Origin of the sequence: Isoptericola nanjingensis (genome assembly GCF_050311635.1) — a bacterium.
Lineage (GTDB): Bacteria > Actinomycetota > Actinomycetes > Actinomycetales > Cellulomonadaceae > Isoptericola > Isoptericola nanjingensis.
Window position 1 is genome coordinate 271,889 of record NZ_JBNOZL010000009.1, and the last position, 26,056, is coordinate 297,944.

The following is a 26,056-nucleotide window of genomic DNA, read 5'->3' on the forward strand; positions in this document are numbered from 1 at the left end:
CGACTCCTCGGGGGCGGTGCTCTCCGTACTGCCCGGCGGCTGCCCGGGGCCCTCACGCTAGCCGCGCGGGCGTTCCGCGGACCCCGTCTCACCCGGGTGAAACCGCAGGCAGCGGGGCATCTTCACCCGCAGGTCGGGGCCTCGACGTCGAGCAGCCCGCCGGTCGTCGTCGTCGGGGTCGACCAGACCTCCAGCCGGCCGGGCGGCGTGCCGCCCGCGTCGCCCGTCGCGGTGCCGGGGGCCGCCGGCACGACCAGCCGCAGCGTGGTGCTCTCGCCCGGGGCGAGGACGACCGTGACCGTCTGGGTGGGACGTCCGTGCGTGGTGCGGGCCTCGCCGCCGACGGCGGTCCCGTCGCGCTCGACGCGCGGGGCCTCGGCGTCGCGCGGCCCCGCGACCGTCACGGCGAGGCTGAGGGTGCCCGGCGGACGCGCTCGCCCGGGCAGCCCGGCGACGTACCAGGGCAGCGACGTGGCCGCGTCGGCGGGGGCCGTCGACGCGAGGGTCAGCTCGAGCGTGTCCACCCGCCCGCCCGCCGTGCACGTGCCGTCGACGACGTGCAGCGACGACTCGAGGTAGGCGGACATCTTCCCGGCCACGTGGTCGCCGAGGAACACACCGACGGCGTCCGCGGCGCGCGGGTCGGCGGCGTACGAGCCGGCGATCAGCGTGCCCTCGAGCCGGGCCTCCTCGGCGGGGTCCGCCGACCAGACGCGTACCCGGTGCTCCCCGGCGGCGCGCTGCAGGCCGGTGAGCAGCGCGCCCGGGGAGACGTCCTCGGACGTCGCGCGGGCGAGGACCGCGGCAGCGGCGTCGGCGAAGAACCGGTCGGCCGTCTCGGGGTCCAGCACGTCGTAGACGCGCCGCAGCAGCACGTCGACGGCGTTCTCGGCCGTCAGCTCCACGGAGTCGCGGCCCAGGGCCTCCGCCACCGGGCGGGACACGGGCACCCGCACGGGGCCGGTCTCCGTGAGGAGGTGGGAGAGCGCGACGGGGTCGGTGGCGAGGACGCCGTCGACCTGTTCGCCCTGCGCCCGCGCCCACATCTCGGCGGCCAGCGTGGCCGACGTCGGGAAGTCCGGGGTGGCGGTCACGTCCTGCACGAACGTGCCGAGCCGGCCCGTGTAGGCGTCCTCGTCGTCCGCGGACAGGGGGAGCACGGGGGAGCGGAACGGGCCGACCTCGGAGGAGCCCACCTGCCGCACCACCTCGACGCGCCCGTCGTCGACCCGCACCAGGATGAGCGCCCCCGGGATCCCGCCGCCCGGCCGCAGCTCCGCGCTGTTCATGCCCAGGACGAGATAGGTGCGCGGACCGTCCGCGCCGAGCATCGCCGGGGCGAGCGCGGCCGCGCGGTCGCCGGTCGCGACGGCGCCGGCGAGCTCGTCGACCCGGTCGCGCAGCGACGTGACCGGGTCGACGAGCTGCGGCAGCAGGGCCGCCGGGTCGACGGCGTCGAGCCGGGCGCTCGACGCGTCGATCGAGGCCCGCGCCGTGACCATCCCCGGGGCGGCCGACCGCAGGGGGGCGAGGTCGAGCCCGCCGTCCGCGGTGCGGCCCGTCGCGGCCACGGCGTCGGCCAGGTCGGCCAGGGCGGGCAGCACGTCGTCGGTCACGTCGTCGAGCACGACGGCGACGTCGACGGCCGCCCCCGCCGACGGGCCGACCACGGGGAGGCGTGCGGCGAGCCACCACAGCGGGCCGTCGGTCGCCTCGCGCGCGATCGTGGTCTGCGCGCGCAGCTCCGCCAGGGCCGGTGAGGAGGCGAGCGTCGCGGGGGAGGCGCCGTCCGCCTCGGACCGGGCGCCGGCGCGCAGCTCCTCCGCCACCGCGGGCACCTGCGCGGCGGCCCGGGTGAGGGCGCCGCGCGCGGCGAGCGCGTCGCGGACCAGCAGCACCGCGCACACGGCGACGACGAGCAGGGCGACGACGGCGCCGAGCAGCACCCAGCGCACGGCGCGCCGTCGGCGCGGCGCCGGCGCCGCGGGCTCCGTGCTGGCGGGCGCCGCGCCCGTGTCGACGGTCATCCCCGCACCGTAGGTCCGCGCGGCGCGGTCGGAGGGATGAATCTGCGGGTGATGTCGGCGCGCGCGGGTGCAAGACCGCGGGGTGCGGCGACACAGTCGCGTCGAGGGGTGGCGCGCGCCCTCGCGCGCCCAGGACCGCAGGAGGCCCGGTGGACCCGGACGAGACGGCGCGTGTCGACGACGACACGGCGTGGTTCGACGACCTCTTCGCCGCGCACGCGGGGGCGGTGCACCGCTACCTCGTGCGGCGCCTCCCCGCGGGCGGGGCGGAGGCGGAGGACCTGGCCGCCGACGTCCTCGCCACCGCCTGGCGCCGCCGGGCGGACGTGCCGCGCGGGGCGGAGCTGCCGTGGCTCTACCGGACGGCCGGCTTCGTCCTGGCCAACCACCGCCGCAAGGCCCGGCCGACGCCGGTCGCCGTGGTGCCGGAGGTGCCCGACGACGTCGACCCCGCCGCGCTCGCCGTCGACGACGACCGCGTGCGCGCGGTCCTCGCGCGCCTCTCGCCGCGCGACCGGCAGGTGCTCCTCCTCGTCGCGTGGGACGGCGTCGGCGGCGACGGGCTGGCGCAGGTGCTGGGAGTCTCGCGCGGGGGAGCCGACGCCGCGCTGTCGCGCGCGCGGGCGCGGCTGCGCGCCGCCTGGGACGCCGAGGCGGCGGCCGACGACGGCACGGGTGAGGACGACGCAGCGGGCGAGGGCGACGCCGCGGCGCAAGCGGGCGCGCGGTGACGACACAGACGGGGTGCGAGACGCCCGCCGGGCCGGCGGGCCGCGGGGCCGGGAGGACATCATGAGCCGGGACGAGGGCCAGGACGAGGTGCGCGGTGACGCGACCCAGGGGAAGCCCGCCACTCCGGCAGGGCCGCGCGACGACCGCGACGACCGCGCCGACGAGGCGTTCGCCCGCCTGCGGGCGGCCGACCCGGCCGCGGGGGCGGGGGCGGTCGGTGCGGGGCTGCGGGCGAAGGTCGACGCCCGGCTGGCCGGTGACGGCGACGCTTCCGCCGCCGACAGGCCCGGGGACGACCTGACCGGTGGCAAGGAGGGCGACGAGCTCGCCGCGCGCCGCGGGCGGCGCCGCACGCCGTGGCTGGCCGCCGCGGGCGTCGTGGTGCTCGCGGCGGTGGGCGTGGGCGGGTACGCCCTCGGCGGCGCTGCCGCGCCCGGCGCGTCCGCGTCCGCTGACGCCCCGGTCGTGCTGAACGGCGGCGGCCGGGCCGCCGGTGCGGCCGGGGACGACGCCGCAGCCGGCGGCGCGGAGATGGGCGCCGCCGAGGACAGCGCGGGCGCGAGCGACGCCGCCCGGTCGGCGGACACCGCCTCCACCATGCCGAGCTGGGCCACCTCCGGCCGGGCCGTCTTCCACGCGGACGGGCTGTCCACCGAGGGCGGGACGGCCTCGGCGTTCGCGTTCGACGCGACCGGCGTGGCTACCCGCGAGGGGGCCGCGCGGCTCGCGCAGACGCTCGGGGTCGAGGGGGAGCCGCGGTGGGACCACGGCTGGACCGTGGGGCCCCAGGACGGCAGCGGCTCGCACGTCTGGCTGTCCGCCGACGGCAGCGCGACGTTCGGCTACAACGACCCCGGCGCCGACCCGTGGCAGTGCGAGGACGTCGCCGCGCGCAGCGACGGAGGGGACGACGAGGAGGGCACCGAGCCCGCCTGCGACGAGCCGGCGACGTCGTCCGTCGGCGACCGGGAGGCGCGCGACGCGCTCACCGACGTCATGCGGAGCCTCGGCGTGGACCCCGACACGTTCGAGATCGAGGTGGGCGAGAGGACCGACGGCGACCCCAGCCGCTGGGTCACCGCCTCCCAGGTGGTCGACGGCAGCCGCACCGGCGCCCAGTGGAGCGCCACCGTCGGGGAGGAGGGCGTCGCCTGGCTCGACGGGTTCCTCGCCACCACCGAGGACCTCGGCGAGTACCCCGTGATCAGCCCGGCCGAGGCGGTGCGGCGCCTCGGCGACCCGCGGTTCTCCGGCGCGGCCTGGCCGGTCGTGTACGCCGACGAGGAGAAGATGTGGGCTGCGTCCGAGGAGGACGGGACCGAGCCGACCGCGCCCCCCGCGCCGCCCGCCGCCGGCGACCCGGTGGACTGGCCGGTCTCCGACGTCGAGATCACCGACGCACGGCTCGGCCTGGCGCAGCAGACGCAGGACGACGGCTCGGTCGTGCTCGTCCCGGCGTACGAGCTGTCCGACGCCGACGGCAACGCGTGGTCCGTCGTCGCCGTCGTGGACGACGCGATGGACTTCTCGGCCCCGCGGTGAGGCCCGTGGCGGACGCCCTCGCCCGGACGTGACCGCCACCACGCGGGCGCTCCCTGACGCGAGGTGCGGGTGCGGGTTACGGTCGTCGTGACCTGTCCCGGAGCACGAAGGAGAACTCCTATGTCCACCCGTACCGCACGCACCGCCTGGAACGGCGACATCCAGAAGGGCTCCGGCCGGGTCGAGCTCGCCAGCTCCGGCGTCGGGGCGTTCGACGTCTCGTTCCCCCGCCGGACGGCGGACGCCGCGGAGGGTGTCACCAGCCCGGAGGAGCTCATCGCCGCCGCGCACTCGTCGTGCTTCGCGATGGCGTTCTCGCTCGAGGTCGCGAACGCGGGCGGCACGCCCGGCAAGACCGACGTGACCGCCGACGTCACCCTGACCCCGGCCGCCGGCGGGGGCCTCGAGATCTCGAAGATCAACCTCACCGTGGTGGGCTCGGCCGCCGGCATCGACGCCGACGCGTACCGCGCCGCCGCCGAGGCCGCGAAGGCCGGCTGCCCGGTCTCGAAGGCGCTCGCGGGCGTCGGCGAGATCACGCTGGACGTGACCTTCGAGGGCTGACCCCCCGCCGAGATAGAGAAGCTGGACCCGCGAGATAGAGAGGGGGACCGGACCACTGGTGTGGTGGCCCGGTCCCCCTCTCTATCTCGCGGGTCCAGCTTCTCTATCTCGGCGTTCAGCGGGCGGCGAGCGCTCGCCCGGCCGCGACGGCGTCCTGCTCGGCCTGCTTGGCCATGACGGCGGCGACGTCGGAGAACTCGTCCAGGGCGGGGTTGACGCCCACCAGCGTGAACTCGCGCTCGACCACGGTGAGGTCCGCCAGCCAGAGGTCCGCGAGGATGCGGCGCAGGTAGTCGGTGTTGTGGTCCCAGCCGGCGCGCGGGCTGCCCTCGCCGTAGGAGCCGCCACGGGTGGTGACGAGCACCGTGGGCTTGCCCTCGAGCACGGGCACTCCCGCGCCCGCGCCGGTCGTGACGAGGTCGATCCAGGTCTTTGCGTGCTGCGAGACGCCGTAGTTGTACAGCGGCATGGCGAGGACGAAGGCGTCCGCGGCGCGGACCTCGTCGGCCAGGGCCGCGGCGAGGTCGAGGGCGGCCCGCTGCTGCGGGGTGCGCTCGGACTCGGCGACGAAGCCGCCCGAGGTGGCGTGGGCCCAGGCGTCCGCGGGTAGCGGGTCCTTGCCCAGGTGCCGGGAGACGACGGCGGTGCCGGGGCGGGCGGCCGTGACTTCCGCGACCACGGTGTCCGCGAGGGCGGCGCTCGCGGACCGGTCGCCCTGGATGCTGGCGTCGAGACGAAGAAGCGTCATGGGGTGGTTCCTCCGGTGGGGGTCGCCGGCGCACGGGCGGCGGACGGGGGCAGCGCTGGGGAGAACGTCGTCTTGAACGTTCAATATCAACGTACCCGGACGGTGTTGACGGTTCAAGTCGGCCTAGGATGGGGTATGCCGTCCGCACCGACCGACGCCCCGGTGTGGCTCGACGACGATCAGCAGCGGAGCTGGTCGTCGGTAGCCGCGCTTCTCATGACCCTGCCCGCCACGCTCGACGCGCAGCTGCGCGCGGACTCCGGGCTCAACCTGTTCGAGTACCACGTGCTCGTCGCCCTGGGTGAGGCGCCCGGGCGCACCCTCGGTATGTCCGACCTGGCGGCGCTCTCGCGCGGCTCGCTGTCCCGGCTGTCGCACGCCGTCGGTCGCCTCGAGCGGTCCGGCCTGGTCGAGCGCAGCGCGTGCTCCGACGGGCGGCGGCGGATGGAGGCCCGGCTCACGGACGTGGGCTGGGACAAGCTCGTGGCGGCCGCCCCGGGGCACGTCCGGGAGGTGCGCCGCCTCGTGGTGGACGCCCTCGACGACGATCAGCTCGCGGCGCTCGGCGTGGCCGCCGACGTCGTCGTGCGCACGATCGACCCGGCGCTCGCGTGCGGCGAGCGGGCCCGCGGCACCGGCTGCGGACCGCTCCCCGCGGAGTCAGCCGAGCAGGGGCGGTGAGCCGGCGCCCGTGCCGGCGATGACGCCCTCGACCGTCTCGCGCAGCACGTCGCGCGGGTCGTGGGCGGGCTCCCAGCGCAGCAGCTCGCGGGCGCGCGTCGCGTCGAGGACGACGTCGGCGCGGGCCATGTCGAACCAGCCCACGTCGATCGGCGCGAGGCGCAGCCGGGAGGCGACCGTCAGCCCGGTCCGCGCGACCTCGGGCGAGACCTCGACGCTGCGGCCGCCGGAGAGCGTGTCGGCGAGGTCGGCCGACGTCAGCCAGCCCTCGGGCGCCAGGTTGAACGCCCCGGGATGGCGGCCGACGACGACGGCGCGGTACGCGTCGGCGGCGTCGTCGACGTGCATCACCTGCAGGCGGAGCCCGGCGAGCGCGGGCACCGCGGGCAGCAGCGCCCCCTCGGGGGCGCGCTTCGCGGCGAGCCGCAGCGCGCGGGTGCCGAGCGGCCCCAGGAAGTAGCGCGCGAGCTCGGCGCCGGCCTCGCGCTGCAGCATGAGCGCGGGGCGCACGCGGGTCACGACCAGCCCCGGGTGCCGCTCGGCGACGTCGTCGAGCATCCGCTCGACGGCGGCCTTCTGCACGGAGTACGACGACGTGCGCACGCCGCGCCGCGGCCAGTCCTCGCCGACGAGGCCGCCGTCCGGGGGGCCGGGGGAGTAGACGCCGGAGGTCGAGCCGAACACGAGGTGCGGCACCCCGCCGCGCACGACGGCGTCGGCGACGGCCCGCGAGCCGTCGAGGTTGAGGCGTCGGGCCTGCCCGGAGTCGCGGGCGGAGGGCGGCGCCCAGGCGAGGTGGATGACGGCGTCGGCCCCGAGGAACGCCTGGTCGAGGCCGCGCACGACGGCGTCCGCGGTGTCGGTGAGGTCGACGCGGACCCACTCGGCGGCGGAGTGCGGGTAGGTGACCGTGCTGCTGCCGTCGGCGCGCGGCACGCGCCGGGCGACGCCGACGACCGAGGTCACGGCGGGTTCGCGGGCGAGTGCGCCCAGCACGGCCGTCCCGACGTTTCCGCTGGCTCCCACGACGACGACGCGCACGGTCCGACCGTAGCCGCGGTGGCGGCGCGGCGCGCGTGCAGGGCCCGCGTGTATCGGAGACACGATGTGTATGGCCAACACGTTGTGTATGCCGTACGCTCGTGTATGTCATACACAGACCGACCGAGGGGAACGGCCATGAACGACCCGATGATCGCGGTGCGGGGGCTGCGCAAGTCCTACGGACGCACCGCCGTCCTGCGCGGCGTCGACCTCGCCGTCCGACGCGGCGAGATCTTCGCGCTGCTCGGGCCGAACGGCGCGGGCAAGACCACCACCGTCAACATCCTCACCACGCTGGTGCAGCCGGACGGCGGCACGGCGACCATCGCCGGCGCCGACGTCGTGAAGCAGCCCGCCGCGGTGCGGCGCAGCATCGCGCTGACCGGCCAGTACGCGAGCGTCGACGAGTTCCAGACGGGGGAGGAGAACCTCGTCATGATGGCCGACCTCGCCCACCTGCCGAAGCGCGTCGTGCGCCGTCGTGCCCACGAGCTCCTGGAGCGCTTCGACCTGACCGACGCCGCCCGCCGCCGGGTCGGCACCTACTCCGGCGGCATGCGCCGCCGCCTCGACCTGGCCATCAGCCTCGTCGCCGACCCGGCCGTGCTGGTGCTCGACGAGCCCACCACGGGGCTCGACCCGGCGTCGCGCTCCCAGCTCTGGGAGGTGGTGCGGGGCCTCGCGGCCGACGGCACCACGATCCTGCTCACCACCCAGTACCTCGAGGAGGCCGACCGGCTCGCCGACACGATCGCCGTCCTCGCCCAGGGCACCATCGCGGCGCGCGGCACGGCCGAGGAGCTCAAGACCCTCGTCGCCGGGGACCACGTGCGCGTGACGTTCGACGACGCCGCGAGCCTCGCCACCGCGCGCGAGCTCGGCGTCGTCGGCCTCGACGCCGCCGAGGAGGACCTCCGGGCGCTCGCGCTGACTTTCCCGAGCGCCGAGCCCGTCCGCGCCATCCGTGACGTCCTCGACCGGGCCGAGTCCCGCGGCCTCGCCGTCGCGGGCGTGAGCGTGGTCAAGCCCACCCTCGACGACGTCTTCCTGGCGCTCACCGGCAGCACCGCCACCGACCGCACGACCGGCACCACGGACCAGACCGCCCCTGAGGAGGCGCTGCGATGACCACCACCCTGGCCCCGGCGAGGCCGACGGCACCCGCCCCCGTCCGCGCCACGCGCGCGCCGCTGCGCGACGTCGCCACCATGACCCGGCGCGAGGCGCGCCGCTCCCTGCGCTCGATCGACGGCCTCATCACCGCGTTCGCGCTGCCCGTGCTGATCATGACCGTGTTCGTCGTCATCTTCGGCGGGGCGATCGCGGGCGGCACCGGGGGCGAGTACATCGACTACGTCGTGCCCGGCGTGCTCATCATGTGCCTGGGCATGAACTCCGCCACCGCGGCCACCGGCGTGGCTCAGGACATGGCCACGGGCACGATCGACCGCTTCAAGACCTTGCCGATCTTCGGGCCGTCCGCGCTGTGGGGGCACGTGGTCGCGAGCGTCGTGCGCAACCTCGCCTCGGCCGCGGTCGTGCTGCTGGTGGCGCTCGCCTACGGGTTCGACCCGGCCGCGGGCCTCGCCGGCTGGCTGGGCTTCGCCGGGTTCGCGGTCCTGTCGGTGCTGACCTTCACGTGGCTCAGCGTCACCCTCGGCCTCGTGCTCAGCGTCGAGGCGTCGATGTCGGTGAACATGATCTTCCTGTTCGTGCCGTACCTCAGCTCGGGGTTCGTGCCCGTCGACACCATGCCGGATTGGCTGCACGGCTTCGCCGAGCACCAGCCGTTCACGCCGATCATCGAGTCGGTGCGGGGCCTGCTCATGGGCAGCCCCGACGCCGGCACGATCGTCACCGCGTGCGTGTGGCTGGTGGGCTTCCTCGCGGCGAGCGTCGTCGCCGGCGGCCGCCTGTACCGCCGTCGGACCGCCCGCTGATCCTGATGGCGGACGAGCCTGTCGGGACCGCGTCCCGGGTCTCGACAGGCTCGACCGACGGGAGATTCGGGGATGATGAACCCATGACGGACACGCCGGAGACGGACCTGCCGGAGACCGACCCGCCCGGGCCCGACGTGCCGGAGCTGCCGCCGCGCCTCGCGCTGGCCTGGGGCGTGGCGGAACGGCCGGAGCGCGTGCCCCGCCGGGAGCTGAGCATCGAGCGCATCGTCGAGGCCGCCGTCGAGATCGCGGACGCCGAGGGCCTCGCCGGCGTCTCCATGGCGCGCGTCGCCAAGAGCCTCGGCTTCACCACGATGTCGCTGTACCGGTACGTCACGAGCAAGGACGACCTGCTGCTGCTCATGCAGGAGGTCGCCATCGACGTCGAGTTCCCGCCCGCGCACGAGCCGGCGGACTGGCGCGCCGAGCTGCGGGAGTGGGCGCTGTTCACCCTCGCGGTCTTCCGCAAGCACACCTGGGTGCTCGACATCCCCGTCACCGGCGCCCCGATGACCCCGGCCAACCTGCGCGTCCTCGACGCCGGGCTGCGCGCGCTGCGCTCCACGCCGCTGGACGACGACGAGAAGATCGCGACGATCCTGCTCACCAGCGGCTACGTCCGGAACGCGGCGATCCTGGGTCGCGACCTGGACCGGGCAGTCGTCGCGGCGGGCGGCGACGGCGACGCCCTGGGCTCCGCCTACCACGACGTCCTGCGCCACCTCGTCGACGAGGTGCGCTTCCCCTACCTGCGCCCGCTGGTCGAGCGCGGCACGTACGTGCCCCCCAGCGGCGGCGGCCTGGACGAGCTCGACGATGTCGCATGGGGCCTCGAGCGGACGCTCGACGGCGTGGGCGCCTACGTCGCGTCGCGGGACGCCGCGGTCGTCCACCACGACGGCCGCGTCCCGGCGGCGTCGCCCGGCGACGACCCGGAGGTGGCCGCCGCCGTCGCGACCGCGGGCGCGTACGCCGCCGACGCCAAGGTCAAGAAGGCCGCCGCGAAGCGCAAGGAGGCCGAGAAGCGGGTGCGCGAGGCGCAGAAGCGCGTGCGCGACCTCCAGAAGGCCGAGCGTGACGCCCTGAAGGCGGAGGCCGAGGCCGTGCGGGCGGCGCAGGAGAAGGCCGACCGCGGCTGACCTCCGGGCAGGCGGTCCGTCGCGGGGAACGACCCCTTCCCGCGACGGACCGACTGCTCGACGGGGGCGGGCGGGGCGTCGGCGGCGTGGACGCGTCGGCACCCCGGGGGCTCCGATGGCAGAATCGGCGCGTGCCAGCCCAGACCCGGAACGCCCCCACCCCGGACGGCGGCGCGGACGTCGCGCCCACCCGTGACGAGGCGGAGAGCGCGGCCAGGCGCGCGGCCGACGAGGCCCGCGCGGCCGTCGTCTCCGCGCTGCGGACGGTGATCGCGGGCGACGTCGACTCCTCCTCCCGGCGGCGCGCGGAGTACTCCACCGACGCCTCGAACTACCGCGTCGTGCCCGACGTCGTCGCCTTCCCGCGCAGCTCGCGCGACGTGGTCCGCGGCCTGGAGGTGCTGCGCGAGCTGAAGATCCCGGTGACGGCGCGCGGCGCCGGCACGTCGGTGGCCGGCAACGCGGTCGGCACGGGCGCGGTGCTCGACTTCTCCCGGCACCTGAACGAGGTGGTCTCCGTCGACCCGGAGGCGGGGACGGCCGTCGTCGAGCCCGGCACCGTGATGTCGACCCTGCAGCGCGCGGGCGCCGCCCACGGCCTGCGCTTCGGCCCGGACCCGTCCACGCAGAACCGCGCGACGCTCGGCGGGATGATCGGCAACAACGCGTGCGGCCCGCACGCCGTGGCCTACGGCCGCACCGCCGACAACGTGGTGGAGCTCGACGTCGTCGACGGACGCGGCCGGCGCTTCACCGCGGGCCGCGGCGACGCGACGTTCGCCGCCGTGCCGGGCCTGGCGGAGCTCGTGCGGGAGAACCTCGCGCTGATCCGCACCCAGTTCGGCCGGTTCGGGCGCCAGGTGTCCGGGTACTCGCTGGAGCACCTGCTGCCGGAGAACGGCTCCGACCTCGCCAAGGCACTGGTGGGCACCGAGGGCACGCTGGTCACGGTGCTCGGCGCCACGCTGCGGATGGTGCCCGTGCCGACCGCGCCGACGCTCGTCGTGCTCGGCTACCCGGACATGCCCGCGGCGGCCGACGACGTCCCGCACCTCCTCGGCCACAAGCCGCTCGCGATCGAGGGCCTCGACGCCCGCCTGGTCGACGTCGTGCGCAGGGCCAAGGGCGAGGCGTCCGTGCCGGCGCTGCCCGAGGGCGCGGGCTGGCTGATGATCGAGGTCGGCGGCGCGAGCCAGGACGAGGCGAGCGCGCGGGCCGAGGCCATCGTGACGTCGTCGTCCGCCCTGTCCTCGCTGGTGCTGCCCGCCGGGCCGGACGCCACCAAGATGTGGCAGATCCGCGCCGACGGCGCGGGGCTCGCGGGCCGCACGCCCGCGGGGGAGCAGGCGTGGCCGGGTTGGGAAGACTCCGCGGTCCCGCCCGAGCGCCTGGGCGCGTACCTGCGCGACCTCGAGGACCTCATGGAGCGCTACGGCGTCGACGGGCTGCCCTACGGGCACTTCGGTGACGGCTGCGTGCACCTGCGCATCGACATCCCGATGGAGACGTCGGGCTCCGTGCTGCGCACGTTCATGACCGATGCCGCGCGGCTGGTGGCGTACCACGGCGGCTCGCTGTCGGGGGAGCACGGCGACGGCCGCGCCCGCTCCGAGCTGCTGCCGCTGATGTACACGCCCGAGGCGATCCGGCTCATGGAGCGGTTCAAGGCGCTGTTCGACCCGGACGACCTGCTCAACCCGGGCGTCGTCGTGCGTCCGGCGGCCGTCGACGCCGACCTGCGCCGCCCCGCGGCGAAGGCCGTGCTCTCGACGCTGCCGGTGGGGGACCGGGGGATGGCGGGCTCGGGCCCGCTGCACGGCATCGCGAAGAAGGCGGGCCACACCGGGTTCTCGTTCGCGCACGACCACCACGACCTCACGACCGCCGTGCACCGCTGCGTCGGCGTGGGCAAGTGCCGCGCCGACAACCACGCCTCCGGCGGGTTCATGTGCCCCAGCTATCAGGCGACGAAGGACGAGAAGGACGTGACCCGCGGGCGGGCGCGTGTGCTGCAGGAGGCCGTCAACGGCACCCTCGTGGGCGGCCTCACGGCGCCCGAGGTGCGGGAGTCGCTCGACCTGTGCCTGAGCTGCAAGGCGTGCTCGTCCGACTGCCCGGCAGGCGTCGACATGGCGCAGTACAAGTCCGAGGTGCTGCACCGTACCTACAAGGGGAAGCTGCGCCCCGTGGACCACTACGCCCTCGGCTGGCTGCCCCGCTGGGCGCGGCTCGCGGGCGGGATGCCGCGGTTCGTCAACAAGGTGCTCGGCGTGCCGTGGATCGCGAAGGCGGTGCTGTGGGCGGGCGGCATGGACACGCGGCGGCAGGTGCCGCAGTTCGCGGAGATCCCGTTCCGCACCTGGTGGAAGCGCGGCTGGGCGTCGCACGGCGTGCCCGGCCTGGGCGCCGGCCAGACGCCGCACGACCGCCCCACGGGATCGCGCCCGAAGGTCGTGCTCTGGGCGGACTCGTTCAGCGACGCCCTCGCGCCCTCCGTCCCGCAGGCCGCGGTGAAGGTGCTCACCGCGGCGGGGTACGACGTCGTCGTACCCGACCAGCAGGCGTGCTGCGGGCTCACCTGGATCTCGACCGGCCAGCTCGACGGCGCACGCCGCAGGCTGTCGCAGCTGCTGTCCGTGCTCGGGCCGTACGCGGTCAACGGCATCCCGATCCTCGGGCTGGAGCCGTCGTGCACGGCGGTGCTGCGCTCGGACCTGCTGGACCTCTTCCCCGACGACCCGCGCGCCCAGGCCGTCGCGGACGCGACCCGCACCCTGGCGGAGCTGTTCACCTCGCCGGAGACCGCGCCGGCGGCCGGGTCGGGCTGGGAGATGCCCGACCTGTCCGACCTCACCGCCGTGGTGCAGCCGCACTGCCACCAGCACTCCGTGATGGGCTTCGACGCCGACGAGGCGCTGCTGCGCACCGCGGGCGCCGAGATCAAGGTCCTGGCCGGCTGCTGCGGCCTCGCCGGCAACTTCGGCATGCAGAAGGGCCACTACGACGTGTCCGTCGCCGTGGCGGAGAACGCGCTGCTGCCCGCGCTGCGCGAGGCCGCGCCGGGCACCGAGTACGTGGCAGACGGCTTCTCCTGCCGCACCCAGGCCGTGCAGCTCGAGGGCACGCAGGGCAAGGCGCTCGTGGAGGTCATCGCCGAGCGCCTCTGACCCGCGCGCCCACAAGCGTCAGGGACGGCGGACGAGGGCGAGGACGCCGGAGCGCGCGGGCTCAGGGAGCTCCGGGACGAGGACGACGAGGGACTCGAGCAGCAGCCGCTCGAGCTCGTCGCGCGGGATGCCGCTGCCGCCCAGCCAGGCGGCGGTGACGTTCTCGACCAGCGCCACCCACCCGCCGGCCAGGAGCTGCAGCCGGTCGCTGGGCGTGAAGCCGATGACGCCGGCCGTCGTCGTCATGCGCGCGACGAGCGCGGTCCGCACGCGCTGCAGGGCGTCCTCGGTGGCGTCGTCGCCGGCGAGCGCGCCGCGCCAGATGTCCTCCCAGACGCGCCGGTGCGACGTGACCGAGCCCAGGAACAGCGACATCGCGTGCGCCGGGCGGTCGGCGAGGGGACGATCGTCGGGTGCCAGCAGCGTCTGCTCCAGGTCGGACACCGCCTCGAGCGCGACCGTGCGGCGCAGCGCCGTCGTGGACCCGAAGTAGTGGAAGACGAGCGCCTTCGACGCCCCCGCGCGGGCGGCCGCCGTCGCCGGCGTCAGCGCGTCCAGCCCCGCGGCCTCCGCCTCGGCGACGGCCGCCTCGAGGAGCTGGCGGCGCCGGTCCGACGGCTCGTGGCGCGTGCGGGGGCGCGGGGTGGCGGAGGTCATGGGCACAGTTGTACGGCGTTATTGACCATCAGTCAACAGCGGTCGTAGAGTTGTTGATCGCAAGTCAACAGTGTGTCGGGGGACGGGGAGCAGGGTGCAGATCACGCTGAGCGGGGTGCGGGTCGACGGGCGTCGCGACCCGATGCTGGAGGCCACGGACCTCGCCTGGTCGACGGGGGAGTGCCTGCTCGTCGCGGGCGAGCCGGGGCACGGACACACCGCCCTCGCCCTCGTCGCGACCGGGCGGTTCGTCCCGTCGTCCGGCACCGTGCGCCTCGACGGCGCCGTCGTGCCGCCGCCCGCGCTGCGCGCCCGCACCGCCGTCGTCGACGTGCCCGGTATCAGCGAGCCCGACGACGCCCTGTCCCTCGCCGACGTCGTCGCCGAGGGCCTGGCCCTCGCCGGCCGCCGGTCGCTGCCGCGCGACGTGACGCGGTGGCTCGAGGAGCGCGCCCTCACCGAGGACCGCGGGCGGCGGGTGGACCAGCTGCCCGGCGTCGTGCGCACCGCCGTCCTCGCGGCGCTGGCGACCGAGAACCCGGACGTCCGGTTCGTCGTGCTGACGCTGCCCGACCGGCACGGCGGCGAGCCGTCCGGCTGGTGGGAGACGGCGCGCACGCTCGCCGCGTCCGGGCTCGGCGTGCTCGTGCAGTGCACGCGGTCGTCCGCCCGCGACCTGGGCGTCGACCTGCCGCCCGCGCGCGGCGCCACCCTGCACGAGCCGCCGCAGGTCGTGCGGCGCGAGACCCCCGGCGCGCCCGCTGAGGAGCCCGGCGCGACCGCCGTCCTCCCCGCCGCCGAGACCGGCCCCGCCGTCGAGCCCGAGGTCGAGGACGAGCTGGAGCCGTCCCCCGACCCCGACGCCCGCGCGGAGGAGGAGCTCGACGACCCGCCCGACGCCGCGGCCCCCGACGACACCCCGATCGACGACACCCCGATCCACGACAGCATGGCCGCGACGCCGGCCGACGACCCGCAGGAGGAGGCCCGATGACCGCGGTCCGGCTCGCTCTCTCGGAGCTCAAGCGTCTCGCCGCCGGGCGCCTGCCGAAGCTCGCCATCCTCGCGATGGCGCTCATCCCCACGCTGTACGCGGGGCTGTACCTGTTCGCCAACCACGACCCGTACGGGCAGCTCGAGCAGGTCCCGGCCGCCGTCGTCGTGCAGGACGAGGGCACCACGACGAAGGACGCCGACACCGGCGAGACGACCGAGCGCGACTTCGGCCGCGACGTCGCGGACCAGCTGCTCGACGACGGCGGGTTCGGCTGGGTCGAGACGTCCCAGGCGGACGCCGAGGCGGGGGTGCGCTCCGGCCGCTACGACGCGGCCCTGATCATCGGGCCGACGTTCTCCGCCGACCTCGCGTCGGCGGGGGAGTTCGAGCCGCAGCAGGCCAGCCTCACGCTCATCACGAACGACGCGAACAACTACCTCGCGGGCACCATCTCGGACACGATCGTGGGGAAGGTGCGCGACTCGATCGCGGAGGAGGTCGGCACCGAGGCGGCCGACACGTTCCTGCGCGGGTTCGCGTCCATCCACACCAACCTCGCGGACGCGGTGGACGGCGCGAAGCAGCTGCTCACGGGCGCGACGTCGCTCGACGACGGCCTCGCGGACGCGGACGACGGCGCGCACACGCTCGCCGACGGCGCGGCGCAGGCGGCGGACGGCGCCGCGACCCTGGACGGCAAGGTCGGCACGCTGGCGTCCGCCGTCGGACAGCTCGACGACGGCGCGGGGCAGCTCGCGACCGGCCTCGGGACGCTGCAGGACAGGACGGCCGACCTGCCCGCGCAGACCCAGAAGCTCGCCGACGGCGCCGCCCAGGTGGCCGACGGCAACGCCCAGGTGGCGCAGTACGGTCAGGAGGCCGCCGAGGCGGCCGGGCAGGTGCTGCCGACCCTCGACGGCGCGCGCTCCGACGCGGCGTCCGCCCTCGACCAGGGGCGCACGGACCTCGACCAGCAGCTCGCCGACCTGTGCGCGCAGGTGCCGGACGACGCCGCCGACCTCGCCGCGCAGTGCGCCGACCTCCGCACGCAGGCGCTCGACCGCCTCGACGCCACGCGCGCCGACGTCGACGGCGCCCTCGACGCGCAGCGGAAGGACGTGGAGTCGGCCGTGACGACGGTCGAGGGCGCGTCCGAGAAGCTCGACCAGCTCGCGGACGGCTCCCGGCAGGTGGCTGACGGCGCCGCCACCCTGGCGGGCGCGACGCCGCAGCTCACCGCCGGCATCGCGTCGGCGGCGGACGGCGCCGACCGGCTCGCCGACGGCACGGGCCAGCTCGCCGCCGCCACGCCCGCGCTCGTCGACGGCGTGCACCGGCTCGCGGACGGCACCGGCCAGGTGTCCGACGGGGCCGCGGAGCTGGCCTCGGGCACGACGAAGCTCGCGGACGGCTCCGGGGAGCTGAAGAGCGGGATCGCCGAGCTGCGCGACGGGCTCGCCGAGGGCCTCGGCCAGATCCCCGACCTCGACGACCAGACGCGCGAGGACACGGCGTCGACCATCGGCAACCCGTTGGAGGTGCGCAACGACGCCCTGTCGTCGGCGGGTACGTACGGCGCCGGCCTCGCGCCGTTCTTCCTGTCGCTGGCCACGTGGATCGGCGCGTACGTGCTGTTCCTGCTGGTGCGGCCGCTGTCCACCCGGGCGCTCGCGGCGGGCCGGTCGGGGCTCGCGACGGCGCTGGGCGGCTGGGCCACCCCGGCCGCGATCGGCGTCGTGCAGGTGGCGGCGATGTTCGCCGTGACGAAGTTCGCGCTGGACATCCAGCCGTCCTACGGGCTGTTCACGGCGCTGTTCCTCGTGCTGGTGTCGGGCACGTTCGTCGCGGTCCTCCAGGCGCTCAACGTCTGGCTGGGCGCGGCCGGCCAGTTCCTGGGGCTGGTGCTGATGCTGGTGCAGCTCGTCACCGCGGGCGGCACGTTCCCCTGGCAGACGATCCCGCAGCCGCTCAAGGCGATGCACCAGTTCATGCCGATGACCTACGCCGTCGAGGGCCTGCGCCAGCTCCTGTACGGCGGCAACCTCGCCACCGTCACGCGCGACGTCACCGTGCTGCTCGGCGTCCTCGTCGTCGCGCTGGGCCTCACGACCCTCGCCGCCCGCAGGCAGCGTGTGTGGACCGTGACGAAGCTGCAGCCCGAGCTCGTCCTCTGACCTCCCCGCGCACCGCCTGTCCGGCAAGGGGGCAGGATGGGCGCGTGGAGTTCCAGGACGTGGTGCGCAGACGGCGGATGGTGCGGCGGTTCACGGACGAGCCCGTGCCGCCCGAGACGGTGGACCGGCTGGTGCGCAACGCCGTGCGCGCCCCCAGCGCGGGGTTCTCGCAGGGCTGGTCGTTCCTCGTCCTCACGGAGGCGGAGGACCGCGAACGGTTCTGGTCCGCCGCGACCCCGGCGGACTCCGAGCGTGACATGTCCGCCTGGCTCGCCGGCATGCGCACCGCCCCGGTGCTCGTCGTGTCGCTGTGCTCCAAGGACGCCTACCTCGGCCGGTACGCCGAGGCCGACAAGGGGTGGACCGACCGCGACGAGGCGCGCTGGCCCGTGCCGTACTGGCACGTCGACGCGGGCATGGCGTCGCTGCTCATGCTCCAGACGGCGGTCGACGAGGACCTGGGCGCGTGCTTCTTCGGCGTCGGCGCGGGCGAGATGCCGGCGTTCCGCGAGGCGTTCGGCATCCCCGACGCGTGGGTCCAGACCGGGGTGGTCGCCGTCGGGCACCCCGCCGACGGCGGGGCCAAGGGCTCCCCGACGCGCCGCCGTCGCAAGCCGTTGGAGGACGTCGTGCACCGCGGGCGGTGGTGACGGCCGTACTGTCACGCCCCGACGGATCGGTGGGACGCCTACGCACCGCCCAGGTGGCCGAGGGCAACCACGTTCACGCCGTCGGGCCGTGTGTAGCTGGTGGTTCCTGCTGTGAGGACGTTCAGTGAGGTGAGCTGGTCGGCGCGCTGGGCCGAGACCTTCTTCGCGAGCGCGGTGAGATGGGCCGCCGCGGTGTCGATGTGCGCTGTGCCGCCGAGCTTGACCTCGAACGCGGCCCATCGACCGTCTGCGATCTCGACGACGGCGTCGACCTCGAGACCGACCTCGTCGCGGTAGTGGTAGACGGTGCCACCGAGCGCCTGGGAGTACACGCGTAGGTCACGGATGCACAGGGACTCGAACAGCAGGCCGAGGGTGTTGAGGTCGCCGAGCAACGTGCGCGTGGTGGCGCCGAGAGCGGCGGCGGCGAGGGACGGATCGACGAAATGCCACTTCGGCTGGGTGCGCAGCCGGACGCGCGAGCGGAGGTGGTGGGGTGCCCAGGCGGGCTGCTCCTCGACGACGAAGACACGGCTCAAGGCATCGCCGACAGCGCGACATCATTGGTGCTCTCACCGCTCTCCGCCAGGGACATCGGTCGGAGCGTGACGCGCCGGAAGCGTCCTGCGCCGCTGTGCCGGGTGACATCGTCGGCAGGAGTCGCGGACCCGGTGAGGATGAACTGACCGGGCGCTCCGCGCTGGTCCACCTCGTGCCGGACGGCGTTCCACAGAGTGGGCGCGAGCTGCCATTCGTCGATCAGCCGTGGCGTGTCGCCTGTGAGGACGCTTCGAGGGGACGCCTCAGCCAGTCCGGAGAGTTCCGGAGACGAGTCGAGGCGGACGGAGCTCTTGGCGAGCTGAAGCCCGGTGGTCGTCTTGCCCACGGCGCGGGGCCCCCTCGATGATCACCGCCCCGAAAGTGTCGAGCGAGTCGAGCAGGACTGTCGACCATGCGCCTGGTGTAGCCGCTCATCGTGGATAGATATCACTTCTGCGATGATCTGAGTATCACTTCTGCGATCTCTCGAGTATCACTCTGACGTTCAACGAGGTAGCACTCCCGCGATGTCTCGAGGCGTCGTCGCGGCCCGCACCGCCCCGGCGAGCGCCGTGACTGCCTCGTCGACCCGCGCGTCGGCGAGGTTGCCGTACCCGACGACGAGGGCCTCCGACCCGGGGGCCGCGGCCGTGACGCGGTAGCGGCGCAGGTCGGCGACGGCGACGTCGCGCGCCGCGGCCGCGCGGACGACGTCGGCGGCGGCGACGCCGTCGGGCAGACCGAGCACCACGTGCAGCCCGGCCGCCAGGCCCGTCACCGGCAGGCCGGGCAGCGCGTCGTCGAGCGCGGCGAGCACGGCGGCACGACGGCGGCGGAACCTGACGCGGGCGGCCCGCAGGTGCCGCTCGTAGCCGCCCCCCGTGAGGAACCGGGCGAGCGCGAGCTGGTCGAGGGTCGACGGCGCGGGGCCGCCCACGTCCGTCCCCAGGCGCTCCCGCCAGCGCGGCGGCAGCACCAGCCAGCCGAGCCCGAACGCGGGGGAGACGGTCTTGCTGAGCGACCCGAGCAGGGCGACCCGACCCGGGTCGTGACCCTGCAGCGCCGCGACCGGGCGCCGGTCGTAGCGGAACTCGGCGTCGTAGTCGTCCTCGACCACCAGGCCGTCGACGGCGCGCGCCCACGACACGAGCGCGTCGCGCCGCTCGGGCGCGAGGGCCACGCCGGTGGGGAACTGGTGCGCCGGCGCGACCAGCGCGGCGCGGGCGCCGGTCCGCACGGCGGACGCGGCGAGCGCGGCCACGTCCACCCCACGGTCGTCGACGGGCACCGGCACCGGGACCAGGCCGGCGTCGCGCGCGACGTCGCGCAGCCGCCCCCAGCTCGGGTCCTCGACCAGGATCGCCCGGTGGCCGGCGGAGCGCAGCGCGCGGGCGAGGCGGGTCATGCCGTCGGTGGCGCCGTGCGTCACGAGGACGTCGTCGGGCCCGGCGCACGTGGAGCGGGCACGCGCCAGGTACGCGACGACGGCGCCGCGGGCCGCCGGGTGGCCGGCCGGGTGCGGGGCGCCCAGATCGGCGTCGGGGGTGTCGGCCAGGGCGTCGCGCAGCGCCCGCAGCCAGGCCGCCCGGGGCACGTGCCGCAGGTCGGGGACGCCGGGCGCGAGGTCCAGGCGGGCGCGGCGCGCGGGGGCGGCGCCGGACGACGTCGGGGGCGCCGTCGGGTGCTTCGGCGTGGCGTGCGCAGCCGCGCCGGCCGCGATCCGGGTGCCCGACCCGACGCGGGCCTCGCAGAACCCCTCCGCGACGAGCTGGCCGTACACCTCCGTCACGACCCACCGGGACACCCCCAGCGTCTCCGCGAGGGCGCGCGACGGCGGCAGCGCCGCCCCGCCGGGGACCCGGCCCGCGTGCACGGCGTCCCGCACGGCGCGCTCGACGCGCGCGACCAGCGGGGCGTCGTCGTCCCCGAGGTCGAGGACGGTGTCCCACGCCAGCACAGGATTGGTCTGGGTAGTTGCCATGAAATTGGACGGTACACCCGGACCGATCGGCATCTAGCGTCGTGGGTGTCAGCCGGGGGACCGTCCCGGCGTCACGCGACAGGGAGACACCATGCGCTACCGCACCATCGGCGACGGCACGACGTCCTTCGACGTCAGCACGCTCTGCCTCGGCACCATGTGGTTCGGCACCCGGACCGACGAGGAGACGTCGTTCGCGATCCTCGACCGCTTCGTCGAGGCCGGCGGCACGTTCCTCGACACCGCGAACAACTACAACGGCTGGGGTGGCGGGCACGGCCGCGACAGCGAGGACGTCATCGGCCGCTGGCTCGCCGACCGGGGCAACCGCGACGAGCTGCGCATCGCCACCAAGGTGGGCGCCGCCAAGAAGGACCCGAACCTGCCGCTGCAGCACGTGCCGCCGACGAACTACCAGGGGCTCGGCGCCGAGACCATCGCGTGGGAGGCGCGCGAGAGCCTGCGCCACCTCGGTGTCGACCACATCGACGCCTACTACGGCCACGTCGACGACTACGACACCCCGCTCGCCGAGACCGTCGGCGCGTTCGGCAAGCTCCAGGCGGAGGGGCTGATCGGGATCGGCGGCATCTCCAACGTCGCGCTGCACCGCGTCGTCGAGGCGCGCGAGGAGGCCCGTCGCCAGGGCGTCGCGCCGTACGGCCTCGTGCAGCAGCAGCTCACCTACCCGTACCCGCGGCCCGACGTCGGCCGGCACAACTGGGCGTCGTACGAGCTGCTCGACTACGCCGGCGCGTCGGCCGCGACCGAGCACCCGCTCGCCGTCGTCGCCTACTCGCCGCTCATGCAGGGCGCGCTGGTGCGCGACGACAAGCCGCTGTGGGACGGCTTCGACCACCCGACGACGCACGAGCGGCTGCGCGTGCTGCGCGAGGTCGCGGCCGAGATCGGCGCCACGCCCCACCAGGTGGTGCTCGCCTGGCTCCTCGGCGGCGACGTGCCCGTGGTCCCGGTCGTCGGGGCGAGCAGCGTCGCGCAGCTCGACGAGCTGCTGGGTGCGGCGGACCTCGACCTCGACGACGACGTGCGTGCGCGTCTCGACGCCGTCTGACCGTCAGGGGTGACCGGCGGGGCCCTGCGCGGTCACTCCAGCCACTCGGTGACGAACCGGTCGTTGGCGTGCACGTGCAGGGCCTCGTACACCTCGGGGCCGATCACCGTGAACTTGTGCGGCGTCCCGGCGGGGGCGACGAGGATCTGGCCGCCCACGGCGACCACCTCGTCGTCGCCCACCCGGAACAGCGCCCGCCCCGAGCGGAGGACGAACGTCTCCGTGTAGGGGTGGCGGTGCAGGCGGGGGCCGACGCCGTCCCGGTCGAACCGCTCGAACATCACCGACACGGTGGACCCGTGCAGGTAACCCTCGAAGTCCGCGCCCGGCAGCGTGGCCTGCTCGATCAGCTCGATGCTCGACTCGGTGCTCATGCCGGGTCGACTGCCGTCCCCGGCAGAACTGAGCGGTGTCAGGGGAGCGGCAGGTCGAGCCCGTGCCGCAGCCGGTCACGGACGGCGCGGGGCAGCTCGCCCCAGTCGTCGATCGTGTCGAGGTCGACGGCGGTGCCCGGGCGGCGCACGACCACCGGCCGTAGTCCCGCGCGCTCGGCCTCGGCGACGTGCGCCGCCCGCGACGCCTCGCCGAAGCGGAACCGGAACGGTGGCGCCGCGGGCAGCACCAGCAGGTTGGTCCCCGCCAGGTGCCGGTCGGTGGCGACGACGGCGGCGGCACGACGCCGTGCGTCGTCGGGAGCCGGCGCGCCCGCGGCGAGCAGGGCCGCGACGTCGTCGGTCGTGAGCAGCGGCAGGTCGGCGTGCGCGACGAGCAGCCGGTCCGCGCCGCGCTCGAGCGCCGCCTCTCGCCCGACGTCGAGCGCCGCGTTCAGCCCCGGCCGCCCCGGCGGTTGCGGCACCACCTCGATGCTCGGCGCGGCAGTCTCCGCTCGGCGCGGCAGCTCGAGCTGCCGCGTCGAGATCGACGTGCCGCCGTGACGGAGCGGGGCGAGGGTCTGGTCGACGAACGGCACGTCGGCGGTGACGACGAGCACGCGGTCGACGCCGTCCGCCGCCAGCAGGACGGCGACGACGTGCCGGGCCAGCGCCGCGACGAGCCGGCGTCGCGCGGCCGGGTCGAGCGAGGACGCCAGCCGCGACTTGCCCGAGACGCCGTCGCGCAGCGGCACCAGCGCGATCGTGCGGACGGGGGCGGGGCCGTCCGGTGCGCTCATCCGAGGGCGAGCAGGTCGTGGGCGAGGCGCTCGCGGCCGGCGGCTCCGCCCATGATCGTGTCGGTGACGAGCACCTCGACCCCCAGCTCGCGGATCGGGCCGGCCAGGTCGGCGTCGGCGTCGTCCACGACCATGACGTCGACCAGGTCCGCGTACAGCCGGGCCACCCCCAGCGCGGACACCTCGTGCCCCAGCGTCTCGAGGATCTGCGCCGCCGGGCCCTTGATCGCCTGCCCGCCGACGATCGGGCTCACGGCCACGCGCCGTGCGGGCGAGGCCAGGACGGCGTCGCGCACCCCGGGCACGGCCAGCACCGGCTCCACCGACAGGAACGGGTTGGACGGCGCGACCACGAGCAGGTCGGCGCGCGCGATCGCGTCGAGCACCCCGGGCGCGGGCCTGGCTGCGGCGACGCCGTCGAGCTCGATCCCCAGCACCGCGTCGGCGTGCTGCCGCCGCACGAAGTACTCCTGGAACGCGACCCGGCCGGACGGCGTGTCGACGAGCGTGCGCAGCCGGTCGTCGGTCACCGGCAGCAGGCGGGCGTGCACGCCCAGCGACGCCGCGAGCCGTGCCGTGACGGCGTGCAGCGGCTGCCCCTCGCGCAGCGCGGCCGTGCGCACCACGTGCGTGGCGAGGTCCCGGTCGCCCAGCGTGAACCACGTGTCCTCGCCGAGCCGGGCGAGCTGGTCGAGCGTCGTGTACGTCTCGTCGGTCAGCCCCCAGCCGCGGGTCTCGTCGTTCAGGCCGGCGAGCGTGTACATGACCGTGTCGAGGTCGGGGGAGACGAGCAGGCCGTGCCGCTCGGTGTCGTCGCCGACGTTCACGACGACGGTGAGGCCGTCGTCGGGCGCCGGGGCGCCGTCGTCGGGCAGGGCGAGGGCGAGGCCGTGCGCCAGGCGGGCGCCGCCGACCCCGCCGGCGAGAAGGGTGACGCGTGTGCTCACCCGACGAGCCTACGGTCCTCGTGGACCGACGTGGGCGGAGGTGGACGTGCAGGATGGGGGCATGGCCGTCTTCGCTTTCTCCGTCGCCCCGCTCGGCGCGGGCGAGTCCGTCGCGGACTCCGTCGCCGCCGCCGTCCGCATCGTCCGCGAGTCCGGGCTCCCCACCCGCACCACCGCGATGTTCACCGAGATCGAGGGGGACTGGGACGAGGTGATGCCGGTGATCCAGCGCGCCACGGAGGCGGTGGGCGCGGGCGGGCACCGGGTGTCGCTGGTGCTCAAGGCGGACATCCGGCCCGGGTACACCGGGCAGCTGGACGCGAAGGTCGCGCGCGTCGAGGAGCGGCTCGCCGACGACGGCGGCACCGGGCACGCGTAGCCCCGCGGCACGTCGCCGGACCTCTCCGCGGGCGGCCTGTTGCGCCGACGCGCGCCTGGGAGCCCGCTGTGGTACACGCCACGCCGCAAGGGCCTTAGGCTTGCCCCGGGATCCGGCCGCCGGGGTCGGGTCCGATCCAGGAGTGGTGTGCAATGCCCCTGTTCGAGGTCGATGCCCAGAGGCCCCTCCTCGTCCAGTCCGACCGGTCGCCCGCAGCAAGCGCGCAGGGGGTCGGGACCACCGCCCACCGGGTGGTGGACAGCCATATCGACGGCCTGCTCGGCGAGCAGATCTTCCCGGTGAGTCCCGGCGTCGGCCCGGACGAGCCGCACCTGCTCGCCCTCGACGCGACCGGCTCGCCCGTCGTCGTCGAGCTCGTCGCCGACCTCGACCGCGCCGCCCTCACCCGCGCGCTGGACCACGCCGGAGCCGCCGGCCGACTGACGCGCGGCGTCCTCGCCGAGCGGTACCACGGCGGGCCGTCGGCGTTCCACCGCGACGTCGCGGCGTTCTACGACAGCGTGCCCATCACCCGGTCGCAGCCGGGCCGCAGCAGCGCGCGGCTCATCGTCATCTGCCAGGAGGCGAGCGAGGAGATCCTCAACGCCGTCGACTTCCTGCGTCAGCCCACCATGCCCGTCGAGGTGCTGAAGATGGGCGTGGTGCACAGCGCGGACGGGCGCCGCTTCGTGGACGTCTCGCCGCTGGTGATCCACCCCGCGTCCGCGCCGTCGGCCCCGAGCCTGTCCGCGCCCGCCGCCCCGGCGGCGCCGACGGACACCGTCGCCGCGTCCGACGACGACGCCGCGCGGGCGTCCGACGCGCCCGACCGCGTCGACCCCGAGACCTTCGCCGAGGGCGTGGCCGTCGGGCTCGCGCTGGGCGGGAAGATGCCCGCCACGGTGCAGGCGCCTCGCGACAGGGCGGAGTCGGCGGCCCCGCCGTCGCGGACCCGCCGCCGGGCCGCGCGCCCGCGGTCGGCCGAGGCCGGCCCGTCGGATGCCGCGCTCCCCGGAGGCCCGCTACCCGTCCCGGCCGCCGAGCCCCTGCCGCCCGTGCCGGCCCCGCACGCTCCCGTGCCTCCGTCGTCCTCGTCGCCGATCCCGGCGCCCGCCCCGAGCCGCGCAACGGGTCTCGACGACGACCGCGACATCACCCGCGAGCGGCCGCCGCTCCCCGACGGAGCCCCGCGCCGCCGCTCGCGCTCGGACCGCTTCACGTCGCGACCGGAGCTCGACGTGCCGTCGCCGGACCTCGGTCGGCAGGACGTCGGTCGGCAGGACTTCGGTCGGCAGGACTTCGGTCAGGCGTTCGCGGAGGTCGCCGCCCCCGCGTTCGACCTGCCGGTGCCGGAGCCGCGCTGGTCCGGCGTCGAGGACGACCTCCCCCGCCTGCAGGTGCCGCCGCTCGAGCCGCCGCGTCTGCGCACGCCGCCGTCGGACCCGTTGGAGCTCGGCTGGACGCCCGCGCCGCACGACCACGGCTACGACCCGCTCACGTCGCCCGTCCCGCCGCCGCCGGAGCCGCTCGCGGCGTCCGGGTCGTGGGCGCCGCCCGCCGCGGGCGACGACGAGGTGGACCCGGACCTCGTCGCCCTGGCCGGCACGCTGGTGCACCCGACGACGATCGTGTGGTCGCGCCCGCGACGCCGCCAGTACTTCGAGGCCGTGCTGCACCAGGACGGCGCCATCCAGCTCGCCGACGGCTCCCGCTACTGGCACCCGGACCACGCGGCGTCCGCCGCCTCGGGCTCGCCCACCGCCGACGGGTGGAGCGTCTGGCGCCTCGGCGCCGAGGGCCCGACCCTGATGGACGCCTTCCGGCACCGCTTCGCCTGAGCCTGGGGGCTGTTGTGAGCGTGACGTTGGCCCTGTTTCGGTTGCGAAACAGGGCCAAGATCA

General features: G+C 75.7%; 24 protein-coding genes. 14 read left to right on the forward strand and 10 right to left on the reverse strand.

Features of this window, described 5'->3' with window-relative positions; genetic code table 11:
• Positions 1 to 122: 122 nt before the first annotated feature.
• Entirely contained in the window at positions 123 to 2,027 is a 1,905-nt protein-coding gene (locus ACQP6G_RS19220) for a DUF4012 domain-containing protein (protein WP_429766719.1), read from the reverse strand.
• Between the two features lie 149 nt (positions 2,028 to 2,176).
• Between ACQP6G_RS19220 and ACQP6G_RS19225 the strand changes: the two genes are divergently transcribed.
• The 3 genes from ACQP6G_RS19225 (at position 2,177) to ACQP6G_RS19235 (ending at position 4,865) form a co-directional block, all read left to right on the forward strand.
• Positions 2,177 to 2,758, forward strand: a complete 582-nt coding sequence (locus ACQP6G_RS19225) for an RNA polymerase sigma factor (protein WP_429766721.1) — start codon at positions 2,177 to 2,179, stop codon at positions 2,756 to 2,758.
• A 61-nt stretch (positions 2,759 to 2,819) separates the two neighbouring features.
• Positions 2,820 to 4,301 carry a hypothetical protein gene (locus ACQP6G_RS19230; RefSeq protein ID WP_429766723.1) on the forward strand — a complete coding sequence of 494 codons (1,482 nt, stop codon included), beginning with the start codon at positions 2,820 to 2,822 and terminating at the stop codon, positions 4,299 to 4,301.
• 120 nt (positions 4,302 to 4,421) lie between these two features.
• A complete protein-coding gene (locus ACQP6G_RS19235; protein WP_429766724.1) occupies positions 4,422 to 4,865 on the forward strand; it encodes an OsmC family peroxiredoxin in 444 nt (147 codons plus the stop codon).
• Between the two features lie 115 nt (positions 4,866 to 4,980).
• On the opposite strand, the gene ACQP6G_RS19240 is transcribed toward ACQP6G_RS19235, so the two are convergent.
• Positions 4,981 to 5,613: an FMN-dependent NADH-azoreductase gene (locus tag ACQP6G_RS19240; protein ID WP_429766725.1), complete on the reverse strand. Its 633-nt coding sequence runs from the start codon at positions 5,611 to 5,613 to the stop codon at positions 4,981 to 4,983.
• A 135-nt stretch (positions 5,614 to 5,748) separates the two neighbouring features.
• On the opposite strand from ACQP6G_RS19240, the gene ACQP6G_RS19245 reads away from it, so the two are divergent.
• Positions 5,749 to 6,294 (forward strand): MarR family winged helix-turn-helix transcriptional regulator, encoded by a 546-nt coding sequence (locus ACQP6G_RS19245; protein ID WP_429766727.1) that lies wholly within the window; start codon positions 5,749 to 5,751, stop codon positions 6,292 to 6,294.
• On the opposite strand, the gene ACQP6G_RS19250 is transcribed toward ACQP6G_RS19245, so the two are convergent.
• Positions 6,274 to 7,335 carry an NAD-dependent epimerase/dehydratase family protein gene (locus ACQP6G_RS19250; protein WP_429766728.1) on the reverse strand — a complete coding sequence of 354 codons (1,062 nt, stop codon included), beginning with the start codon at positions 7,333 to 7,335 and terminating at the stop codon, positions 6,274 to 6,276. The two genes, ACQP6G_RS19245 and ACQP6G_RS19250, sit on opposite strands and share 21 nt — an antisense overlap.
• Before the next feature lie 138 nt (positions 7,336 to 7,473).
• Here ACQP6G_RS19250 and ACQP6G_RS19255 point away from each other — a divergent pair, with 138 nt between their 5' ends.
• From ACQP6G_RS19255 to ACQP6G_RS19270, 4 genes are all read left to right on the forward strand, one after another.
• Positions 7,474 to 8,466 (forward strand): ATP-binding cassette domain-containing protein, encoded by a 993-nt coding sequence (locus ACQP6G_RS19255; RefSeq protein ID WP_429766730.1) that lies wholly within the window; start codon positions 7,474 to 7,476, stop codon positions 8,464 to 8,466.
• Entirely contained in the window at positions 8,463 to 9,278 is an 816-nt protein-coding gene (locus ACQP6G_RS19260) for an ABC transporter permease (protein WP_429766732.1), read from the forward strand. The genes ACQP6G_RS19255 and ACQP6G_RS19260 overlap by 4 nt, the downstream gene beginning before the upstream one ends.
• An 83-nt stretch (positions 9,279 to 9,361) precedes the next feature.
• Positions 9,362 to 10,420: a TetR/AcrR family transcriptional regulator gene (locus tag ACQP6G_RS19265; RefSeq protein ID WP_429766733.1), complete on the forward strand. Its 1,059-nt coding sequence runs from the start codon at positions 9,362 to 9,364 to the stop codon at positions 10,418 to 10,420.
• A 131-nt stretch (positions 10,421 to 10,551) separates the two neighbouring features.
• A complete protein-coding gene (locus ACQP6G_RS19270; protein WP_429766735.1) occupies positions 10,552 to 13,587 on the forward strand; it encodes an FAD-binding and (Fe-S)-binding domain-containing protein in 3,036 nt (1,011 codons plus the stop codon).
• Positions 13,588 to 13,605: 18 nt separating this feature from the next.
• On the opposite strand, the gene ACQP6G_RS19275 is transcribed toward ACQP6G_RS19270, so the two are convergent.
• Complete coding sequence (locus ACQP6G_RS19275) at positions 13,606 to 14,244, reverse strand: TetR family transcriptional regulator (RefSeq protein ID WP_429766736.1); 639 nt, start codon at positions 14,242 to 14,244, stop codon at positions 13,606 to 13,608.
• Positions 14,245 to 14,338: 94 nt separating this feature from the next.
• Here ACQP6G_RS19275 and ACQP6G_RS19280 point away from each other — a divergent pair, with 94 nt between their 5' ends.
• The 3 genes from ACQP6G_RS19280 to ACQP6G_RS19290 are packed head-to-tail and all read left to right on the forward strand — an operon-like array spanning position 14,339 to position 18,065.
• Positions 14,339 to 15,238: a hypothetical protein gene (locus ACQP6G_RS19280; protein WP_429766738.1), complete on the forward strand. Its 900-nt coding sequence runs from the start codon at positions 14,339 to 14,341 to the stop codon at positions 15,236 to 15,238.
• The gene (locus ACQP6G_RS19285) at positions 15,235 to 17,415 is read left to right on the forward strand and encodes a YhgE/Pip domain-containing protein (protein ID WP_429766739.1); all 2,181 of its coding nucleotides are present in this window, start codon (positions 15,235 to 15,237) and stop codon (positions 17,413 to 17,415) included. Before ACQP6G_RS19280 ends, ACQP6G_RS19285 begins: the two co-directional genes overlap by 4 nt.
• A 44-nt stretch (positions 17,416 to 17,459) precedes the next feature.
• Positions 17,460 to 18,065: a nitroreductase family protein gene (locus tag ACQP6G_RS19290; RefSeq protein WP_429766741.1), complete on the forward strand. Its 606-nt coding sequence runs from the start codon at positions 17,460 to 17,462 to the stop codon at positions 18,063 to 18,065.
• A gap of 38 nt (positions 18,066 to 18,103) precedes the next feature.
• On the opposite strand, the gene ACQP6G_RS19295 is transcribed toward ACQP6G_RS19290, so the two are convergent.
• The 3 genes from ACQP6G_RS19295 to pdxR form a co-directional block, all read right to left on the reverse strand.
• Positions 18,104 to 18,604 carry a DUF4143 domain-containing protein gene (locus ACQP6G_RS19295; protein WP_429766743.1) on the reverse strand — a complete coding sequence of 167 codons (501 nt, stop codon included), beginning with the start codon at positions 18,602 to 18,604 and terminating at the stop codon, positions 18,104 to 18,106.
• Positions 18,601 to 18,951, reverse strand: a complete 351-nt coding sequence (locus ACQP6G_RS19300; protein ID WP_429766745.1) for an AAA family ATPase — start codon at positions 18,949 to 18,951, stop codon at positions 18,601 to 18,603. Before ACQP6G_RS19300 ends, ACQP6G_RS19295 begins: the two co-directional genes overlap by 4 nt.
• A 159-nt stretch (positions 18,952 to 19,110) precedes the next feature.
• Complete coding sequence (pdxR, locus tag ACQP6G_RS19305) at positions 19,111 to 20,586, reverse strand: MocR-like pyridoxine biosynthesis transcription factor PdxR (protein ID WP_429766746.1); 1,476 nt, start codon at positions 20,584 to 20,586, stop codon at positions 19,111 to 19,113.
• Between the two features lie 91 nt (positions 20,587 to 20,677).
• Between pdxR and ACQP6G_RS19310 the strand changes: the two genes are divergently transcribed.
• A complete protein-coding gene (locus ACQP6G_RS19310; RefSeq protein WP_429766748.1) occupies positions 20,678 to 21,658 on the forward strand; it encodes an aldo/keto reductase in 981 nt (326 codons plus the stop codon).
• Between the two features lie 32 nt (positions 21,659 to 21,690).
• Here the strand turns inward: ACQP6G_RS19310 and ACQP6G_RS19315 are convergent, their stop codons facing one another.
• From ACQP6G_RS19315 to cofD, 3 genes are read right to left on the reverse strand one after another with little or no spacing between them, the layout of a single operon-like run.
• The gene (locus ACQP6G_RS19315; RefSeq protein ID WP_429766749.1) at positions 21,691 to 22,032 is read right to left on the reverse strand and encodes a cupin domain-containing protein; all 342 of its coding nucleotides are present in this window, start codon (positions 22,030 to 22,032) and stop codon (positions 21,691 to 21,693) included.
• Positions 22,033 to 22,070: 38 nt separating this feature from the next.
• Positions 22,071 to 22,829 carry a 2-phospho-L-lactate guanylyltransferase gene (gene cofC / locus ACQP6G_RS19320; protein ID WP_429766752.1) on the reverse strand — a complete coding sequence of 253 codons (759 nt, stop codon included), beginning with the start codon at positions 22,827 to 22,829 and terminating at the stop codon, positions 22,071 to 22,073.
• Positions 22,826 to 23,776, reverse strand: coding sequence for a 2-phospho-L-lactate transferase (cofD, locus tag ACQP6G_RS19325; protein ID WP_429766753.1), 951 nt, complete (start codon positions 23,774 to 23,776; stop codon positions 22,826 to 22,828). The genes cofC and cofD overlap by 4 nt, the downstream gene beginning before the upstream one ends.
• 61 nt (positions 23,777 to 23,837) lie before the next feature.
• Between cofD and ACQP6G_RS19330 the strand changes: the two genes are divergently transcribed.
• Both ACQP6G_RS19330 and ACQP6G_RS19335 read left to right on the forward strand, forming a co-directional pair.
• Positions 23,838 to 24,155, forward strand: a complete 318-nt coding sequence (locus ACQP6G_RS19330) for an MTH1187 family thiamine-binding protein (RefSeq protein ID WP_429733876.1) — start codon at positions 23,838 to 23,840, stop codon at positions 24,153 to 24,155.
• Positions 24,156 to 24,307: 152 nt separating this feature from the next.
• Positions 24,308 to 25,993, forward strand: coding sequence for a restriction system modified-DNA reader domain-containing protein (locus ACQP6G_RS19335; protein WP_429766754.1), 1,686 nt, complete (start codon positions 24,308 to 24,310; stop codon positions 25,991 to 25,993).
• Positions 25,994 to 26,056: the final 63 nt, after the last annotated feature.

Bases quoted from the DNA above. Each gene is read 5' to 3' on its own strand.
- ACQP6G_RS19310 (WP_429766748.1), top strand. From the start codon at position 20,678: ATGCGCTACCGCACCATCGGCGACGGCACGACGTCCTTCGACGTCAGC.
- ACQP6G_RS19285 (WP_429766739.1), top strand. From the start codon at position 15,235: ATGACCGCGGTCCGGCTCGCTCTCTCGGAGCTCAAGCGTCTCGCCGCC.
- ACQP6G_RS19235 (WP_429766724.1), top strand. From the start codon at position 4,422: ATGTCCACCCGTACCGCACGCACCGCCTGGAACGGCGACATCCAGAAG.
- ACQP6G_RS19265 (WP_429766733.1), top strand. From the start codon at position 9,362: ATGACGGACACGCCGGAGACGGACCTGCCGGAGACCGACCCGCCCGGG.
- ACQP6G_RS19260 (WP_429766732.1), top strand. From the start codon at position 8,463: ATGACCACCACCCTGGCCCCGGCGAGGCCGACGGCACCCGCCCCCGTC.
- ACQP6G_RS19335 (WP_429766754.1), top strand. From the start codon at position 24,308: ATGCCCCTGTTCGAGGTCGATGCCCAGAGGCCCCTCCTCGTCCAGTCC.
- ACQP6G_RS19315 (WP_429766749.1), bottom strand. From the start codon at position 22,032: ATGAGCACCGAGTCGAGCATCGAGCTGATCGAGCAGGCCACGCTGCCG.
- pdxR (WP_429766746.1), bottom strand. From the start codon at position 20,586: ATGGCAACTACCCAGACCAATCCTGTGCTGGCGTGGGACACCGTCCTC.
- ACQP6G_RS19230 (WP_429766723.1), top strand. From the start codon at position 2,820: ATGAGCCGGGACGAGGGCCAGGACGAGGTGCGCGGTGACGCGACCCAG.
- ACQP6G_RS19255 (WP_429766730.1), top strand. From the start codon at position 7,474: ATGAACGACCCGATGATCGCGGTGCGGGGGCTGCGCAAGTCCTACGGA.
- cofC (WP_429766752.1), bottom strand. From the start codon at position 22,829: ATGAGCGCACCGGACGGCCCCGCCCCCGTCCGCACGATCGCGCTGGTG.
- ACQP6G_RS19245 (WP_429766727.1), top strand. From the start codon at position 5,749: ATGCCGTCCGCACCGACCGACGCCCCGGTGTGGCTCGACGACGATCAG.
- ACQP6G_RS19240 (WP_429766725.1), bottom strand. From the start codon at position 5,613: ATGACGCTTCTTCGTCTCGACGCCAGCATCCAGGGCGACCGGTCCGCG.
- ACQP6G_RS19220 (WP_429766719.1), bottom strand. From the start codon at position 2,027: ATGACCGTCGACACGGGCGCGGCGCCCGCCAGCACGGAGCCCGCGGCG.
- ACQP6G_RS19330 (WP_429733876.1), top strand. From the start codon at position 23,838: ATGGCCGTCTTCGCTTTCTCCGTCGCCCCGCTCGGCGCGGGCGAGTCC.
- ACQP6G_RS19275 (WP_429766736.1), bottom strand. From the start codon at position 14,244: ATGACCTCCGCCACCCCGCGCCCCCGCACGCGCCACGAGCCGTCGGAC.